The sequence below is a fragment of the Amycolatopsis sp. WAC 01375 genome (assembly GCF_003947325.1).
Taxonomy (GTDB): Bacteria; Actinomycetota; Actinomycetes; order Mycobacteriales; family Pseudonocardiaceae; genus Amycolatopsis.
This window is the reverse complement of sequence record NZ_QHHW01000018.1, coordinates 27,412-44,247: the sequence shown is the minus strand read 5'-3', so window position 1 is coordinate 44,247 and position 16,836 is coordinate 27,412. Positions and strand designations below refer to the sequence as shown.

The following is a 16,836-nucleotide window of genomic DNA, read 5'->3' as shown; positions in this document are numbered from 1 at the left end:
TAACATTCCCCGTCAAGGGAGCACTCAACGATGATCCCCTTGCGTCCACGCCGAATCGGCGTCCTTCTCACTTCCGTCGCATTGCTCACCACGACAGCCACCGCGCCGGCCACGGCGGCGTCCACAGTGGACCCGAAGGGAGCGCGCGACACGGCGGACACCCTTGCCGTCCCCGGTCTCGACGACGTCCGGGGCAACCTCACCCTTCCTGGCACCGGACCCGGCGGCACCACGATCCGTTGGCAGTCCTCGGATCCCGCCGTCATCACCCCGACCGGCGAGGTCGCTCGCCCAGCCGACGGCCAACCCACGAAAAGGGTCACGCTCACGGCGGTCGTCACGAGCGGACGGGACACGGCGACCCGGCGGTTCACCGCCACGGTTCCCCCGAAACCGGCGCGGCAAGCCCTCGCGGGCTACAGCTTCTTCTATTTCACCGGCGAAGGCACACCGGACGGCGAACAGATCTACACCGCGGCCAGCAAGGGCAACGATCCGCTGGACTGGACCGAGCTCAACAACGGCAGGCCGGCGCTCAGGTCCAGCCTCGGCGAACTCGGCGTCCGCGATCCGTTCATCCTCCGCTCCCCCGACGGCGACAAGTTCTATCTGCTCGCGACCGACCTCAAGATCCACAACGGCCGGGGCTGGGACGCCGCGCAGCGTACGGGCAGCCGCTCGATCATGGTCTGGGAGTCCACCGATCTGGTCACCTGGTCCCGGCAGCGCAGTGTCGAGGTGTCGCCGCCGACCGCGGGCAACACCTGGGCGCCCGAAGCGTTCTGGGACGCCAAGCGCGGAACCTACGTCGTCTACTGGGCTTCGAAGCTGTACGCCGAAAACGATCCGGCGCACACCGGCACCAGCTACAACCGGATGCTCTACGCCACGACACGCGACTTCGTCGGTTTCAGCAAGCCGAAGGTGTGGATCGACCCGGGTTACTCCGTGATCGACTCGACGGTGATCCAGGACAAGGGCACCTACTACCGGTTCACCAAGGACGAACGCGATCCCACGTCCTCGTCGCCGTGCAGCAAGTACATCACCGCGGAGAAGTCGACCGATCTGCTCGACCCGTCCTACGACTTCGTCGCCGAGTGCATCGGCAAGGGCGATCCGGGGCTGTCCCGCGGCGAGGGCCCGACCGGGTTCAAGTCCAACACCGAGAACAAGTGGTACCTGTTCATCGACGAGTACGGCGGCCGCGGCTACGTCCCGTTCGAGACGACCGATCTCGCGTCCGGGAAGTGGACCATGTCGCCCGGGGCGAAGCTGCCCGCGTCACCCCGGCACGGCACCGTCCTGCCGGTCACCCAGGCGGAACTCGACCGGCTGACCGCAGCGCCCACCCCTGCCAAAGCGGACAAGAACGGCTTGGTGGCGCACTGGCCCCTCGACGGCAAGACCGGCTCGACCGCCGCCGACCGCTCCGGCCACGGTTACGACGGAGCACTGGCCGGTGACGTGAAGTGGGGAGGTGGCGCGCTGGAGTTCGGCGGGGTCAACGGTCACGTGCAACTGCCGAACAGCCTGCTGAACGGTGCGCCCGCGGCCACTGTGTCCGCCGACGTCCTCGTCGATCCCGGCCAGCAGACGCCGTATTTCCTCTACGGTTTCGGCAATACCGGGCCCTCGGGCGCCGGAGACGGCTACCTCTTCGGTACCGGCGGGACCGAGACGGGCGGATTCCGGGGCGCGATCGCGACCGGCGACTGGACCACCGAACAGGGAGCCGCGTCGAGCGGCGGCCTGCCCCGCGGGGTGTGGAAGAACGTCACGCTCACCGTCGGCGGCGGTAGCGCCGTTCTGTATCTGGACGGGGTCGAGGTGGCACGCGACGACAAGGTCACCATCAGACCGGCCGACCTCGGCGGCGGGGTCACCGCGGCCAACTACCTCGGCCGGTCGGTCTACTCGGCCGACAAGACGTTCAAGGGCAAGATGAAGGACGTCCGGCTCTACAACCGCGCGCTCTCCGGTACCGAAGTCGCCGGGCTGCCATCGAACAGCACGCTGATCCGCTCGGTCTCCCTCGATGCCCTCAAGGCGCCGGCCGTCATCGACCCGGGCGCGGGCACGGTCGTGCTCCCCGTCCGTCCCGGCACCGACCTGCGCGCGCTCAACCCGAAGTTCGGCCTTGCCCCGGGCGCGACTCTCAAACCCGGCGACGGGCGTCCGGTCGACCTTCGCCGCCCCAAGAAGTACACCGTCGTCGCACCGGGCGGGCAGGTCCGGGTCTGGACCGTCGAAGCCCGCGAGTTCCGGACCCCGGTGCTCCCCGGGCTGAACGCGGATCCGAACATCGTCGCGATCGGCGACACCTACTACCTGTATCCCACCACTGACGGCTTCCCTGGCTGGGGCGGCACGACCTTCTCGACGTGGTCGTCGAAGAACCTCGTCGACTGGACGGACCACGGCGTCGCGCTCGACCTCGGTCCCGGCGTCAACTGGGCGGACAAGAACGCGTGGGCGCCCACGATGGCCGAACGGAACGGCAAGTACTACTTCTACTTCTGCGCCGACGCCAAGATCGGTGTCGCGGTCGGCGACTCACCGACCGGTCCTTTCGTCGACTCCGGCAAGCCCCTGATCGCGAAGAACCCCGGCGGCGGCCAGGCGATCGACCCGGCCGTCTTCATCGATCGCTCGGGGAAGCCGTACCTCTACTGGGGCAACGGGGAAGCGTATGTCGTGCCCTTGAACGACGACATGGTGTCCTTCGACCCCGCCGCGATCCAGCGGATCACGGGGCTCGGCGGTTTCCGCGAAGGGCTCTTCATGGTGGAGCGGAACGGCACCTACTACCTGAGCTGGTCGATCGACGACACCCGCAGCGAGGACTACCGCGTCGCCTACGCCACCGCGAGCGGCCCCACCGGCCCGTTCACCGACCGCGGGCTGATCCTCGCCAAGGACACCAAGCTGGGCATCAAGGGCACCGGGCACTCGTCGATGGTGCGGGTGCCGGGCAAGGACGAGTGGTACATCGCCTATCACCGCTTCGCCATCCCCGGCGGGGACGGCACGCATCGGGAAACCACCATCGACAAGCTGACCTTCACCCGCGACGGCAGGATCGCCCCGGTCGTACCGACGCTCGAAGGTATCGCCCCGGTATGACGCGGGCTCAGCTCGAAGCGCGACGAGTGAGCGACACCGGCAGTATCCGCTGCCGGGGCTTGAGCTCGCGGTCGTCCATCAGCGCCAGCAGGGTCTCGACCATCGCGTGGACCTGCTCGCGCGGGTCCTGATGCACCGAGGTCAGCGGCGGGTCCATCTCCGGCGCCAAGGTCGCGTTGTCGTCGAAGCTGACGACGGCGACGTCGGAGGGGATCCGCCGTCCGGCGGAATGCAGGGTGCGGAGCGCGCCGAGGGCCATCATGTCGCTGGCCACGAAGACGGCGTCGAGGTCGGGGCGCCGCGCGAGCAGATTCGACATCGCCTTCGCGCCACCGGTGAGGGTGAAGTCGCCCTCCTCGACCAGGTCCCCCGGGTCGAGGCCGGCGTCGAGCAGGGTCTTGCGCCAGCCGGAGAGCCGGTCGATCGCCGCGCTCTGGTCCTGCGGACCGGCGATCGTGGCGATCCGGCGGTGGCCTGCCTCGACCAGATGCGCGACAGCCAGCTTCGCGCCGCCCTCGTTGTCGAAGTCGACGACGTGGACACCGCGTTTGAGCCCGGCCGCCTGCCCGCCGTACACCACCGGGATCCTCAACTGCCGCAATGCCTTGGGCAACGGGTCGGTGCGGTGTGGCGCGAACACCAGCACGCCGTCGACGTGCCCACCATCGAGGAACCGGACCGTGCGGTCGAGGTCCTCGCGGGTGTCACTGAAGATCAAGACCATCTGGCAGCCGATGTCGGCGAGTTCGCGGTAGCCCGCGCGCATGACCGCGGTGCGGTACGGGTCGTCGAGCAGCCGCGCCTCCGGCTCCGACAGCACGACCGCGACCGCGCCGGTCCGCCTGGTCACCAGGGATCTGGCCGCCTGGTTCGGGGAGTAGCCGAGTTCGCGGGCCGCGGCCTGCACCCGCTCGCGGGAGCGCGCGCTGACGTAGCCGTCGTCGTTCAGCGCCCGGGACGCCGTCGACCGGCTGACCCCGGCGGACGCGGCGACGTCTTCCAGCGTCGGCCTGCCGTCTTCCCCTGGTCGAGGCCCCACCCGCGTCACCTTCACCCTTCAGCGTCATCCGGACACCCACAGCTTAATCTCCGACGGCCGGAACGCTGAGAGCGCTCCCCTGATGGAAACGCTCTCATTACAAGCCCTTGACATGACTGGACCTTGCCGACAAACTCGGCGCATCCTGGGAGCGCTCCCATTTTCTGGTCAAGACGCGACGGCGTTCCCACCCACCGGCAAGGGGTAACAGAGACGTGAGAAGAATCCACCAGGGCCTGGTGCTGACACTGGGTATCACGATGACGGCGTTCGGACTGGCGGCGTGCGGCGGTGACGACGGCGCGGCGCCCGCGGCGTCGGACCCGAACGCGAAGGTCGAGCTGTCGCTGGCGACGTTCACCGAGTTCGGCTACGAGGCGCTCATTCCCGAGTACGAACGACTGCACCCGAACATCAAGATCACCCACCGCAAGACCGGCCAGGGCGGGCCGTACCACCAGGACCTGATCACGAAACTGGCGGCGGGTTCCGGCCTCGCCGACGTCACCGCCGTCGAGGAAGGGCATCTGTCGAACGTCCTCGACAAGGGCTCGAAGTTCAACGACCTGCCCAAGATCGGCCCGGCGGAGGCCTCCCCCGACCGCTGGCTCGGCTGGAAGTACGACGCGGCGAAGACCAAGGACGGCAAGGTCATCGGCTACGGCACGGACATCGGCCCGCTGGCGATGTGCTACCGCAAGGACATGCTCGAGGCGGCGGGCCTGCCGTCCGACCCCGAAGCGGTCAAACCCCTGTTCGCCACCTGGGACAGCTACTTCGCCGCGGGCGACCAGTACGTCGCCAAGGCCGGCGGGAAGGCGTGGTTCGACTCGGCCGCGCAGAACTTCAACGCCATGGTCAACCAGCTCCCCAATGGCTACATCGGCAACGACGACAAGCTCGCGGTGGAATCCAACCAGGGCATCAAGGACGCCTGGACCAAGGTGACCGGCGCCGTCGCGAAAGGACAGTCGGCCAAGCTGACCGCGTTCAGCAACGAGTGGAACTCGGGGTTCAAACAGGGCGCCTTCGCCACGAAGGTGTGCCCCGCGTGGATGCTCGGCGTGATCGAGGAGCACTCCGGCCCGGAGAACGCCGGCAAGTGGGCGGTCACCGCGGCCTTCCCCGGCGGCGGCGGGAACTGGGGCGGTTCGTATCTGACCGTGCCCACGCAGTCGAAGCACCCGAAGGAGGCGGCCGAACTCGCCGCCTGGCTGACCGCGCCCGAGCAGCAGATCAAGGCGTTCCAGGCGAAGGGCACCTTCCCCAGCCAGGTCAAGGCGCTGGAGGACCCGGCACTGCTGAACGAGACCGACGCCTACTTCGGTGGCGCCAAGATCGGCCAGTTGTTCGCCGAGCAGGCCAAGAAGGTCGCCAAGCCGCAGTACAAGGGCCCCGGTGACGGCCAGATCCAGGAGAACGCGTCGAGCCCCGCACTGCAGGCCGTCGAACAGGGCAAGTCCGCGGACGAGGGCTGGACGCAACTGCTCGACGCCGCGAAGAAGATCACGCGCTGACCGATGACCATCGTCGACAAGATCGCGCCGGAGGGGAGGAAGGCCGGGGTGCGCACGTCACCCCGGCCCACCCTTCGCCATCGGCTGAGCCGGTGGGACGTCAAGGTCTCGCCGTACCTCTACATCGCCCCGTTCTTCATCGTGTTCGGGATCGTCGGGCTGTTCCCGCTGCTCTACACGGCGTACGTGTCGCTGTTCAGCTGGGAGGCGGGCGACGACAATCCCGTTTTCATCGGGCTGGAGAACTTCAAGGAACTGTTCGCCGACACGCAGTTCTGGAACGCGCTCGAGAACACCGTCAGCATCTTCCTGCTCTCCAGCGTTCCGCAGCTGATCATCGCGGTGCTCCTGGCGGCGCTGCTGAGCGCCAGGCTCCGCGGGGCGACCGGCTGGCGCGTCGGCGTCCTTCTCCCCTACGCCGCCAGCCTGGTGGCGCTGGGGATCATCTTCGCGAACCTGTTCGGACCGAAGTACGGGCTGGTCAACGGCCTGTTGCAGACCATCGGCCTGGACCCGGTCGACTGGCAGGCTGGCCGGTTCAGCAGCCATGTCGCGATCGCGATCATGGTGAACTGGCGCTGGACCGGGTACAACGCGCTGATCGTGCTGGCGGCGATGCAGGCCATCCCGAAGGAACTGCACGAGGCCGCCCTCATCGACGGCGCCGGAGCCGCACGCCGGTTCTTCAGCATCACGCTGCCCCTGCTGAAGCCGACGCTGATCTTCGTCACCATCACCTCGACGATCGGCGGACTCCAGATCTTCACCGAGCCCAAACTGTTCGACGCCTTGCCGGGATCGAACAACGGCGGCTCGTCCAACCAGTTCCAGACCGTGACGCTGTACCTGTACCAAACGGCCTTCGAGAACTACGAACTCGGCTATGCCTCGGCGATCGCGTGGGTGCTGTTCGTGATCATCGTGCTGATCGCGCTGGTGAACTTCTTCCTCACCGGCAGGCTCGCCAGGACCCCGGCGGTGAAAAAGAAGTGACCACCATCCACAGCGGACTCAAGCGGAGTGTCTCGGCGCTCGGCAAACCGCGCCGGGCGACCTACGTCGTGCTCGCGATCTTCGTGCTGGGCTCGCTCTTCCCGTTCTACTGGTCGTTCCTGGTGGCGAGCCGGGACAGCGGGATGCTCACCGAGCGGGTCCCGCCCTTCCTGCCCGGCGGGAACTTCTTCGCCAACGCGGCCAGAGTGTTCGACACGGTGCCGTTCTGGAAGGCGCTCGCGAACAGCCTGATCGTGTCCGGCACGGTCACCCTCACCACGGTGCTGTTCTCGGCACTGGCCGGGTTCGCCTTCGCCAAACTGCGGTTCCGCGGCCGGAACGGGTTGTTCGTGTTCATCGTCATCACGCTCGCCGTGCCGACGCAGCTCGGCATCATCCCGCTGTTCATGGCGATGTCGGAGTTCGGCTGGGCGGGCGGGCTGCAAGCGGTGATCGTGCCCAACCTGGTGACCGCGTTCGGCGTCTTCTGGATGCGTCAGTACACAGTGGACGCCGTGCCGTACGAGCTGATCGAAGCGGCGCGGGTCGACGGATGCAGCATGATCCGGATCTTCTGGAACGTCTGCCTGCCCGCGGTCCGCCCGGCGGCGGCGATCCTGGCGATGTTCACGTTCATGACCTCGTGGAACGACTTCCTCTGGCCGCTCGTCGTGCTGGACGCCGGAAACCCCACCGTCCAGCTGGCGCTGGAGAAGCTGCAGAGCGGCTACTACGTCGACTATTCGCTGGTGCTGGCCGGGACCACCCTGGCCACCATCCCGATCCTCATCGTCTTCCTCCTCCTCGGCCGCCAGATCGTGGCCGGGATCATGCAAGGTGCCGTGAAAGGGTGACCATGTCCGCACATCCCGACAGTGTCCGGGCGAAGACCGCGCTGCTGTTCCCGCCCGGATTCGTGTGGGGCGCCGCCACCGCGGCCTACCAGGTCGAAGGGGCCACGGCCGCCGACGGCCGGACCGACTCGATCTGGGACGTCTTCGCCCGCCGCCCCGGCGCCGTCGTCGGCGGCGACACCGGCGAACCGGGCGCCGATCACTACCACCGCTACGCCGAAGACGTCAACCTGATGCGACGACTCGGGCTCGGCGCCTACCGGTTCTCCCTGTCGTGGCCGCGGATCCGGCCCGACGGCGGCGCACCGAACCTCCGCGGGCTCGCGTTCTACGACCGGCTCATCGACAAGCTCCTCGAAGCCGGGGTCGCGCCCTGGGCGACGCTGTATCACTGGGATCTCCCCCAGGCCCTGGAGGACGAGGGCGGCTGGGCCTCACGCGAGACCGCCTTCCGGTTCGCCGAGTACGCCGAAACGGTCGTAGCGCGCTTGGGCGACCGAGTGGCGCACTGGTCCACCCTCAACGAGCCGTGGTGTGCCGCGATGCTGGGCTACGCGCGCGGGATCCACGCACCAGGCAGGCAGGAACCCCGCGCCGCCGTCGCCGCCACGCACCATCTGCTGCTCGGGCACGGGCTCGCGATGGACGTCCTGCGGCGGCACGCCCCGGCGGCGGCGTCGGGGATCACGCTGAACCTGTACCCGGTGTCGGCCGTCGATCCTTCGTCCACTGTGGACGTCGAAGCCGCGCGCCGGATCGACGGCCTGCAGAACCGGCTGTTCCTGGACCCGGTGCTTCGCGGCTCGTACCCGGCGGATCTGCTGACCGACCTGGCACCGCTCGGCATCGAGGAGCTCTTGCGGGACGGCGATCTCGCGACCATCGCCGCCCCGATCGATTGGCTGGGCATCAACTACTACCGCGGCTACCAGGTGGCGGGAACGCCCCGGCCCGGCAGTGAACCGGCGGACACCGGCTGGCTCGGCGCCCCCGACGTCCATTTCGTCCCCGACGAGACGGCGCCGCGCACCGACTCGGGCTGGGAGGTCCAGCCTTCGCGGCTGACCGAATGCCTGCTTCAGGTCCATCGCGAGTATCGGCCGATCCCGCTGTACATCACCGAGAACGGCGCTTCCTATCCGGACGCCCTCATCGGCGGCGACATCGCGGACACCGATCGGATCGCCTTCCTCGACTCGCATCTGCGCGCCGCGTACGAGGCGATCGAGGCGGGCGTCGACCTGCGCGGGTACTTCTACTGGTCGTTGCTCGACAACTTCGAATGGGCCGAGGGGTACGCCAAGCGGTTCGGCCTCGTACACGTCGACTACGCGACGCAGCGACGGACGCCGAAGCGAAGCGCGCTCTGGTACGCGCGGGCGATCAGCCTCAACGGGCTGAGCTGAGGGCGAGTGTCCGGAAAGGGTCGTTCAGTCCTGAACGACCCTTTCCTGACCTCTACGCGCGGGAGCGCGCGGCCGAGACCGCGTCGCGTTCCGCGGCGGTCCGCCAGTCCTGACCAGTGGCCTCGACGGCCCGGAATCCGTTCACGCAGCCAGGGACGTCCGCGGTGTAGGTGCAGTTGTCGGGCCGGTTACCGCTCAACACGGCCCCGTTCACGAGTGCGACGTGTGCGTTGATCGTGTGGATGCCGCCCCCGGAAGCCGGGGAAGGGTAAGAACCGGTCCCGGGCTCACCCGCGGCGTTGTCGCTGACCGTCGCCGCGTCGAGTGTGAGACTGTCGTCGAACACGACGACTCCGCCGCCGCGACCTCCGTAACCGGACACCCCGGAGTACCCGCCCTGCCCCGCGACGCCGGCATCGCCGCCGCGTCCCGCCTGGTTGCCGGTGATGGTGGTGCGGGTGATGACCGGATTCAGCAGCACACCTCCGCTGGTCGACATCATCACGCCGCCGGCCGTGCCGCCACTGCCGCCGTGTCCGGCTCCACCGCCGTTCGCGCCTCCCGAGCCGCCCTTGCCGCCGCTCCCGGCACCGTTGCCGGTGACGACGCTGTCGGTCAGCCGCAGGACAGTGCCGGCGAGCACGTCGACACCGGCACCGAAGCCGGCGGAACCGCCTTGGCCACCCGGCTTGGCGGCCACACCGTTTCCACCCTGGCCACCGGAGCCGGAGGCGTTACCGGTGATCGAGGTGCGGGTGATCGTCAACGTGACCTGCGGAGAACCGTAGGAAGAGATCCCACCGCCGGAGCCTCCGTAGCCGCCGCCACCGGCACTCGTGGTGGCGGTGGCGGCGGCACCGGGAGCACCCGAGCCTGCGGCGTTGCCGCTGATGACGCTGTCGGTGATGGTCAGCGGACCCCAGTTCTTGATACCGCCGCCGGACTCGCCCGGATTCCCGACGCCAGAGGAACCGGCACCGACACCGTCCGGAGCCTGACCGCCCGCGATCGTGACTTCGTTGAGGGTCAGATCGCCCCAATTGAAGATGATCCGGAATCGGGGCGCGTCCTTGGCACGTTCGATGGTGGCGTGATTACCGTTGATGGTGAGCTTTCCCTGGATGGAAGGCAGTCCGGATTTCCAGTAGACATCGGCGGCCGACGTGAGCGTGTAGACGCACTTCGCCGCCAGGGACAGCGTGTCCGGTTCGGGGGTGGCGCTGGCTTCGGCGATCGCTTGGACCAACGCGGCGGAGTCGCAGGGAACAGCGGTTTCGGCGGCGTGCGCCGGCGGAGCGACCAGGGCGAACGCCCCCAGTGCGGTTACCGTGGTCGCGATTCGTCTTCGGGTTCTGCCATTCGACGTCATCGAAAAACCTCTCGGGTCAAGGAATCGGGTGATGGCCATCGAGAACATTAGAAGTCCCCGCCCGCACCCCTCAATGAATATGATTCCGGCCACACGATTACCGATCACCGGGAATCGTGGCGAATAAACAGATGAGCACCGTAATTCGCGGCTCGCCGACGCCGCGTCGAGGGATTGCGGTGGCCACACTCCGGCAGGTCTTGTTATCGTAGATACGGACCTGATCAACGAGCATGGAGACCAGACGTGGCAGGTGAAGACGACATCTCCGGGTGAGCCGGAGTTGCCAGGCCACCGGCGCTGACGCCGACGTGGCCGATTCGTCGTCCCCTCACGCCACGTCCACCGCGGTGCTGCTTCGAGGCGCCCGCTGTCTTTCACGAGGTCATTTCCATGTCAGACGCCTTCGTCGTCGTGTCCGCCCTCTCCTTCGCCTGGCCGGACGACACGCCGGTCTTCGACGACCTGTCGTTCACCGTGCCCGGTGGCCGCACCGGCCTCGTCGCGCCCAACGGGGCGGGTAAGAGCACGCTCCTCAAGTTGATCGCCGGCGAGCTGCGGCCGGTCTCCGGAACCGTCTCCACGCAGGGGATCCTCGGTTATCTGCCGCAGTCGCTGCCGCTCACCGCCGACCTGAACGTGGCCGAGGTACTCGGGATCGCTCCCCAACTCGCGGCCGTCAGCGCCATCGAGTCCGGCGACGCGAGCGAAGAGCACTTCACCACCATCGGGAACGACTGGGACATCGAAGAACGCACCCGAGCCCAACTCGACCGGCTCGGCCTCGACGGCCTCGGGCTGGACCGGAGCCTGCGCACGTTGAGCGGCGGGCAGATCATCTCCCTCGGCCTGGCCGCGCAGCTGCTGAAACGGCCGGACATCCTGCTGCTGGACGAACCGACCAACAACCTCGACCTCGACGCCCGTCGCAAGCTCTACGGGGTGCTCGAAGACTGGTCCGGTTGTCTGCTGCTGGTGAGCCACGACCGGGAACTGCTCGACCGGATGGACCGCATCGCCGAACTCGACCGCGGCGATCTCCGTTACCACGGCGGGAACTTCACCCAGTACGAAACGGCGGTCAAGGCCGAGCAGGAGGTCGCCGAACGCAACGTCCGCAGTGCCGAACAAGAGGTCAAACGCGAGAAACGGGAGATGCAGCAAGCCCGCGAACGCGCCTCGCGCCGCGCGGGAAACGCGGCACGCAACCTCGGCAGCGCGGGCCTGCCGAAGATCTTCGCCGGCACCATGAAACGCAATGCCCAGGAATCCGCCGGAAAGGCGAACGAAACGCACGCCGCCCGGGTCAACGACGCGAAGAACCGCCTCGACGAGGCCGAACGCTCCCTGCGCGACGACCAGAAGATCGCGCTCATCCTGCCGGGCACCAACGTCCCCGCCGGCCGCACGATGTTCCACGGCGAGCGCATCCAGGTCCGCTACGGCGACCGGAACGTCTTCGCGGGCGACGGAGCCGACCTGACGATCCGCGGCCCCGAACGGATCGCGCTGACCGGCGGGAACGGCACCGGCAAGTCGACGCTCCTGCGGGTGCTCAACGGAGACCTTTCGCCCGATGGCGGCGTGGTGAAACGAGCCGAGGGCCGGATCGCGTATCTCTCCCAGCGGCTGGACCTTCTGGACCTCGACCGGACCATCGCCGAGAACTTCGCGACGTTCGCCCCCCGCCTCCCCGAGTCGCAACGGATGACCTTGCTCGCCCGCTTCCTGTTCCGAGGCGCGCGAACCCGGCTCCCCGTCGGCGTGCTCTCCGGAGGCGAACGCCTGCGAGCCACTCTGGCCTGCGTCCTGTTCGCCGAACCCGCGCCTCAACTGCTGCTGCTGGACGAGCCGACGAACAATCTCGACCTGGTCAGCGTCGGGCAGTTGGAGAGCGCGCTGGGTGCGTATCAGGGGGCTTTCGTGGTCGTGAGCCACGATGAGCGGTTCCTGACCGAGATCAAGGTGGACCGGCGGGTGCGGTTGACCGGCGGGACGCTTGTGGAGTCTTGAGGCTTCAGTTCGGTGGGGGTCGTGAGTGGCGGCACTCGCGACCCCTGGCTCACTCCGCCGTCAGTCCCTCGACAAGGCCGGTCGTCGGCCTGCCGATGAGCCGGGAAAGGTCGTCACCGACCCGGGCGAAAACCCCGGCGCCGATGGTTTCATCGAGACTCACCAAGAAGCGGGCCGGTCCGCCGTCCATCCCCGAATCGACGAGCGCCGACCGCAATTTCCTTCCGGCCGGCTGCCGCGACAACGGCGTCACCGGCCGCCGCGACGAAAACGCCGGTGAAGCGGGGGCCCGCCAACGCCTGGATGTAGTTCTCGACATACCAGGTGTTCCGCAGGATCGTGTACGTCACGCCGGAATCGATGAGAGCGACCTCTGTCGCCCTGTGGTCCGCGTTGATCTCGAACCGCTCGTCGTCGGCTCGAACTCCGCTGGTGTAGTAGACGTGCCGGACATTCGCGCTCTTCGCCGCCTCGATGACCGACTTGTGCTGGTCGAGGCGATCCGGGTCGCCGCCCGAGATCAACACGACGTCGGAATGCCTGGCGACCAGTTCCGCGACACCTGCCGAATCCGGCAGATCGATGCCCGCAGTGCCGAACCCGGCGGAATCAAGTTCCCCGAGGCGAACCTGATTCCGACCGGCCGCCGTGATCGTCTCGGGGCCGAAACCCCGGGCGACCAGCTCGTCCAGGACGTGGCGGCCAAGTGCCCCGGTAGCCCCGAAAACCAGGATGCTCGCCTCAGCCACGGTCGTGGAGGGTGATCTGGTAGCCATCGGGGTCGGCGAAGGTGAACGTCCGGCCGAAGGGGCCGTCGATCGGCGCGGAAACGATGGTGTGCCCGTCGGCGACGAGCGCGTCGTGAATGGCCTGGACGTCGGTGGCGTGGAGCCAGATCGCGGCACCGATACCGGGCTGCGCGACCGATGCGAGGTCGGTGCCGGGAACGATGTCGCGGAGCGCGAACGCGATCGGCTTCGTCTCGAACACGACGGCGTGCGGAGGTCCGGCCGGTGAGCGGACGAGGCCGAGGTACTGCTCGTAGAACGCCTGCGAAGCGGCGAGGTCACGCGCTTGCAGGGAAATGAAATCCGGGCCGGTGGCGGGCAAGGTGATGCTCCTTCGTTCATGTCAGCCTTTTGACATAGGCGACTGTATGTCAGGGTGCTGACATGGGTCAAGGCGGAGTCGGCCTTCTGCCCACCGCCACGGAGGAGGCACTGTGACCACTCGGAATGAGCGTGACCCGCTACTCCTGTCTCGAGTTGCCGACTGGACTTGTCGGGCTCCGAGCTCACAGGGCGCGTTCGTGGCACGGCAGTCGGTGAACGCGCCACCCCAGACCCCTGGAGACGCCGGCGGGAAGGTTCTTCCCGCGCGGCTTACATCGCGCGGTCGACGGCGGCCCAAGAAGGCGACCGTAGCGATTCGCTCCGTCGAGGTCAGAATGCCGACCAGCCCCACTTCGGCCGAGCAGTCGGACGCGTTCCGGATCCCACAACGCACAAGCCAACTCCTCGGCTTGACTCACCGGATAAGAGACTCACTCAAATCACCCGTCAGTGGTAAATGTGCCCGCTCATTGTTGCTTAAAATTACGAACGCCTGTTCGATTGTTTTGCGGTATTCTTGAGGGGTGTCCGAGACTGTCCTTCCCGAGTTGCCGCAAGAACTGTGGCGTGCCGGCAAGCTGGAGCTTGCCCATGGCGTGCAACAGTCGTTGCAGGTGATCAGGATGGCCACCGCCGGACTGGGGCAATTCCTGGCGGAGATCGAGTCTCGTGGCGTCAAAGACTTGTACGGCTATGGCCGCACGGCGAACTGGTTCGCTGATATAGCGGGGTTGTCGGTCGGTGAGGCGCGTGCGGTGGTGAATCGCGCGATCGCGTTGAACCCGACCCGCGCTTTGGACGGGACCGAAGTTCCTGCTGTCGCGCCCGCCACCGCCGCGGTGGCCGCGGAGGGTTTGGTCGGGGACGAGCGGATCGACCAGATCCTGGAGATCCTGAAGAAGCTCCCAGCCGATACTTCAGTTGAGGATCGGGCGAGTGCGGAGAAGATCCTCGCCACCCTCGCCCGCGACGCCGGACCTCGCCAACTGATGGACGCCGAAGCGAACCTGCTCGCCTGGCTCGACCCCGACGGCAACGAGCCAAAGGATCCCGAACCCGCTCAGCCGCGCCGGGAAATCACCTTGGAACGCCGCAAAGACGGTTACTGGAAACTCACTGGCTTGCTCGATGATGAGACGGGTGCTCGCACCGCTGCGGCTTTGGAGGCGTATGCGCAACCACGGCCGGTGGACGAGTTCGGCCAAGCCGACCTGCGGATGAAATGCGAGCGCATGGGAGACGCCTGGGTCGACATCCTCGACCTCGCGATCGCCTGCCCGGATCAGCCCGGCACCAGCGGCTACCGCACCCTGCTGCAGGTCACCATCGGACTCGACGCACTCAAGTCCGGTCTCGGGACCGCGTGCCTCGACTTCGTCGGGACGATGACCGCCCGCGAAGCACGCCTCGCCGCCTGCGACTGCCTCATGCTCCCGGTCGTGATGAGCGCCGCCGGTGAGCCGCTGGATGTCGGGCGGTTGCGACGGTTCGTCACACCAGGCCAACGCCGAGCCTTGAACATCCGGGATGGCGGTTGTGCCTTCCCCGGCTGTCACCGGCGACCCAGGAACTGCCACGCTCACCACATTCACCACTGGGCAGACGGAGGCCCCACCGACCTACGGAACCTCGTGCTGCTGTGCGGATTCCACCACCGGCTGATCCACCACGGCGACTGGCAAGTCCGCATGGCCGCCGATGGGATACCCGAGTTCATCCCACCCCAATACCTGGACCCGCTACGAAGATCCCGGCGCAACACCCTCCACCACGTGTGACCCGAGGAGCCCGCCAGCCAGCCACACCGGCGACGGGCCCCTCGCCATGCCCACTGGTCGAGGCCTTCTTGAAGGCAAGATGGGCAGACCGACTCTCGACCCATGATCCGGTATCACGGGGTTTCGTGGCATCGAGGGGCTGCCGGTAGGGGCACGGCCGCCTTCGGCTGATCTCGTCATGACGCGGCTGCCGGTCCTTGATGCCCGACTGGCGGCCGCAAGCGACGACGGACAAGGGCCTTCCACATCGGACTGGAAGCCTCGACGCATCAGCGTTATTGACGGTAAAGCAACGGTGGCTTGGTCGGAGCCGGGAGTCGTGGGTGGGCCTGGTGGGTCGTGACCGACAAGGGGCCCAATCGCCGCACCAGACGCGGCGAAGGGAGCCTTCACGCCACTACCTGCCTCACCCACGAACACGACGCGGTCGACCTCTTCCCACCCTGTGCTCTGGACCTGACATCGACAACGGCGACCAGATCGGCGGAATCTCCCTCGTCGACGCGAGCGCTCCACGGGCCTGTTCGCTCAGCGGCTGCGCCGTCATCGAACCGTCCATCGCCGACGTACAAGCCGACTGGCCCGCCGCAAAGCCGAATTCGAAGCCGAACGCCCCGATAACCACAGGCACAACTCGGGCACCGTCGCCGGTCACGACAAATACCCGCGGACAAAAGAAAAGGTCCCGCTTCCGCTCAGCGAAGGCTGGGGGTTCCTGCGAGCGGAAGCGGGAGTTTGTGGCCGATACGGTGGGCCGCCTCTCGGCGAGTGGCACGACACGGCTCCGGCCGAACCGGTATTCCGTGAAGGCGAAGGGTGAGGCCCGGGGGCACCATCCGTACCGACACTCTCTACAACGCACCACCACCCGAAATGTTCCCCCGCACCAAGCCCTGACCATTGTGACCCGCATCAACACCCGAAAGCGGGAAACCACCCGACAAACAACAAAAGACCCGCTCCCGCTCAGCGAAGGCCTGGGGGTTACCTGCGAGCGGAAGCGGGAGCAAAGGCCGATACGGTGGGCCGCCTCTCGGCGAGTGGCACGACACGGCTCCGGCCGAACCGGTATTCCGTGAAGGCGAAGGGTGAGGCCCGGGGGCACCATCCGTACCGACACTCTCTACAACGCATTGCCCCGTAAAACGTTCCCGGCGGAACAGTGACGCGCGTCAACACACAAAAGCAGTAACGCTCAGCAGGGCGGCGGCACCAGTGCGACCAGTTCCTCGGGAGCGGACAGCCGCCATGCCTCGTAGACCAATTCGGTCAGCTCGTCGGCTTCGATGCCGTCGAGATGGACCACGACCCAGCCGAATCCCCCGGCCGTGAACTGGACCTCGAAGACGTCGGGCCGCTCGGCCACGAGGGCTTCCTGTTCCGAGAGCGTCTGCTTGAGGCCGACGGTCTGGGTCCGCGGCCAGTAGTACCCGAAGCGCTTCCCGCGCACGCTGAACGACTCCCACTCCCTCGCGTCGGACCGCTCGACGTCGGCGAGCGCCTCCAGCATCCGGTGGAACTCGTCACTCGGCACACTCATTTTGACCCCAAACCCCAGGAACTTCGGCGCGTCCAGTCTAAACAGGCGGACCCGCCCATCGTCCTCAGAGGACGCGGACGACGGCCTTC

At 67.4% G+C, this 16,836-nt stretch carries 12 protein-coding genes; 7 read left to right on the top strand and 5 right to left on the bottom strand.

Going from position 1 to position 16,836, the window contains the following annotated elements; genetic code table 11:
* Positions 1-30 precede the first annotated feature (30 nt).
* On the top strand, positions 31-3,126 hold the full coding sequence (locus DL991_RS08625) for a family 43 glycosylhydrolase (RefSeq protein WP_125782762.1): 3,096 nt from the start codon (positions 31-33) through the stop codon (positions 3,124-3,126).
* A 7-nt stretch (positions 3,127-3,133) separates the two neighbouring features.
* Here the strand turns inward: DL991_RS08625 and DL991_RS08620 are convergent, their stop codons facing one another.
* Positions 3,134-4,180, bottom strand: a complete 1,047-nt coding sequence (locus tag DL991_RS08620; protein WP_199746746.1) for a LacI family DNA-binding transcriptional regulator — start codon at positions 4,178-4,180, stop codon at positions 3,134-3,136.
* A gap of 200 nt (positions 4,181-4,380) precedes the next feature.
* Between DL991_RS08620 and DL991_RS08615 the strand changes: the two genes are divergently transcribed.
* Genes DL991_RS08615 through DL991_RS08600 form a run of 4 tightly spaced genes read left to right on the top strand, consistent with a single transcriptional unit; the run spans position 4,381 to position 8,935 of the window.
* Entirely contained in the window at positions 4,381-5,682 is a 1,302-nt protein-coding gene (locus tag DL991_RS08615; RefSeq protein WP_125782760.1) for an extracellular solute-binding protein, read from the top strand.
* A gap of 3 nt (positions 5,683-5,685) precedes the next feature.
* Positions 5,686-6,675 carry a carbohydrate ABC transporter permease gene (locus DL991_RS08610; protein WP_125782758.1) on the top strand — a complete coding sequence of 330 codons (990 nt, stop codon included), beginning with the start codon at positions 5,686-5,688 and terminating at the stop codon, positions 6,673-6,675.
* Entirely contained in the window at positions 6,672-7,529 is an 858-nt protein-coding gene (locus DL991_RS08605; protein ID WP_125782756.1) for a carbohydrate ABC transporter permease, read from the top strand. Before DL991_RS08610 ends, DL991_RS08605 begins: the two co-directional genes overlap by 4 nt.
* Positions 7,526-8,935: a GH1 family beta-glucosidase gene (locus tag DL991_RS08600; protein WP_370305890.1), complete on the top strand. Its 1,410-nt coding sequence runs from the start codon at positions 7,526-7,528 to the stop codon at positions 8,933-8,935. The genes DL991_RS08605 and DL991_RS08600 overlap by 4 nt, the downstream gene beginning before the upstream one ends.
* Positions 8,936-8,987: 52 nt before the next feature.
* Here DL991_RS08600 and DL991_RS08595 read toward each other — a convergent pair whose 3' ends face one another.
* On the bottom strand, positions 8,988-10,304 hold the full coding sequence (locus tag DL991_RS08595) for a hypothetical protein (RefSeq protein ID WP_233598726.1): 1,317 nt from the start codon (positions 10,302-10,304) through the stop codon (positions 8,988-8,990).
* 393 nt (positions 10,305-10,697) lie between these two features.
* Between DL991_RS08595 and abc-f the strand changes: the two genes are divergently transcribed.
* On the top strand, positions 10,698-12,317 hold the full coding sequence (gene abc-f, locus DL991_RS08590; protein WP_125782754.1) for a ribosomal protection-like ABC-F family protein: 1,620 nt from the start codon (positions 10,698-10,700) through the stop codon (positions 12,315-12,317).
* 149 nt (positions 12,318-12,466) lie between these two features.
* Here the strand turns inward: abc-f and DL991_RS08585 are convergent, their stop codons facing one another.
* Together DL991_RS08585 and DL991_RS08580 are read right to left on the bottom strand one after the other, a co-directional pair.
* Positions 12,467-13,066 carry an NAD(P)H-binding protein gene (locus DL991_RS08585; RefSeq protein ID WP_158634395.1) on the bottom strand — a complete coding sequence of 200 codons (600 nt, stop codon included), beginning with the start codon at positions 13,064-13,066 and terminating at the stop codon, positions 12,467-12,469.
* Entirely contained in the window at positions 13,059-13,427 is a 369-nt protein-coding gene (locus DL991_RS08580) for a VOC family protein (RefSeq protein WP_125782750.1), read from the bottom strand. The genes DL991_RS08585 and DL991_RS08580 overlap by 8 nt, the downstream gene beginning before the upstream one ends.
* Before the next feature lie 526 nt (positions 13,428-13,953).
* Here DL991_RS08580 and DL991_RS08570 point away from each other — a divergent pair.
* Positions 13,954-15,207, top strand: a complete 1,254-nt coding sequence (locus DL991_RS08570) for an HNH endonuclease signature motif containing protein (RefSeq protein WP_125782748.1) — start codon at positions 13,954-13,956, stop codon at positions 15,205-15,207.
* A 1,195-nt stretch (positions 15,208-16,402) separates the two neighbouring features.
* Here the strand turns inward: DL991_RS08570 and DL991_RS08565 are convergent.
* Positions 16,403-16,747, bottom strand: a complete 345-nt coding sequence (locus DL991_RS08565; protein WP_125782746.1) for an MmcQ/YjbR family DNA-binding protein — start codon at positions 16,745-16,747, stop codon at positions 16,403-16,405.
* Between the last annotated feature and the right edge of the window lie 89 nt (positions 16,748-16,836).

Excerpts from the sequence above, each read along its gene's own strand:
- DL991_RS08625 (WP_125782762.1), top strand. The coding sequence starts at position 31 with ATGATCCCCTTGCGTCCACGCCGAATCGGCGTCCTTCTCACTTCCGTC.
- DL991_RS08610 (WP_125782758.1), top strand. The coding sequence starts at position 5,686 with ATGACCATCGTCGACAAGATCGCGCCGGAGGGGAGGAAGGCCGGGGTG.
- DL991_RS08595 (WP_233598726.1), bottom strand. The coding sequence starts at position 10,304 with ATGACGTCGAATGGCAGAACCCGAAGACGAATCGCGACCACGGTAACC.
- abc-f (WP_125782754.1), top strand. The coding sequence starts at position 10,698 with ATGTCAGACGCCTTCGTCGTCGTGTCCGCCCTCTCCTTCGCCTGGCCG.
- DL991_RS08565 (WP_125782746.1), bottom strand. The coding sequence starts at position 16,747 with ATGAGTGTGCCGAGTGACGAGTTCCACCGGATGCTGGAGGCGCTCGCC.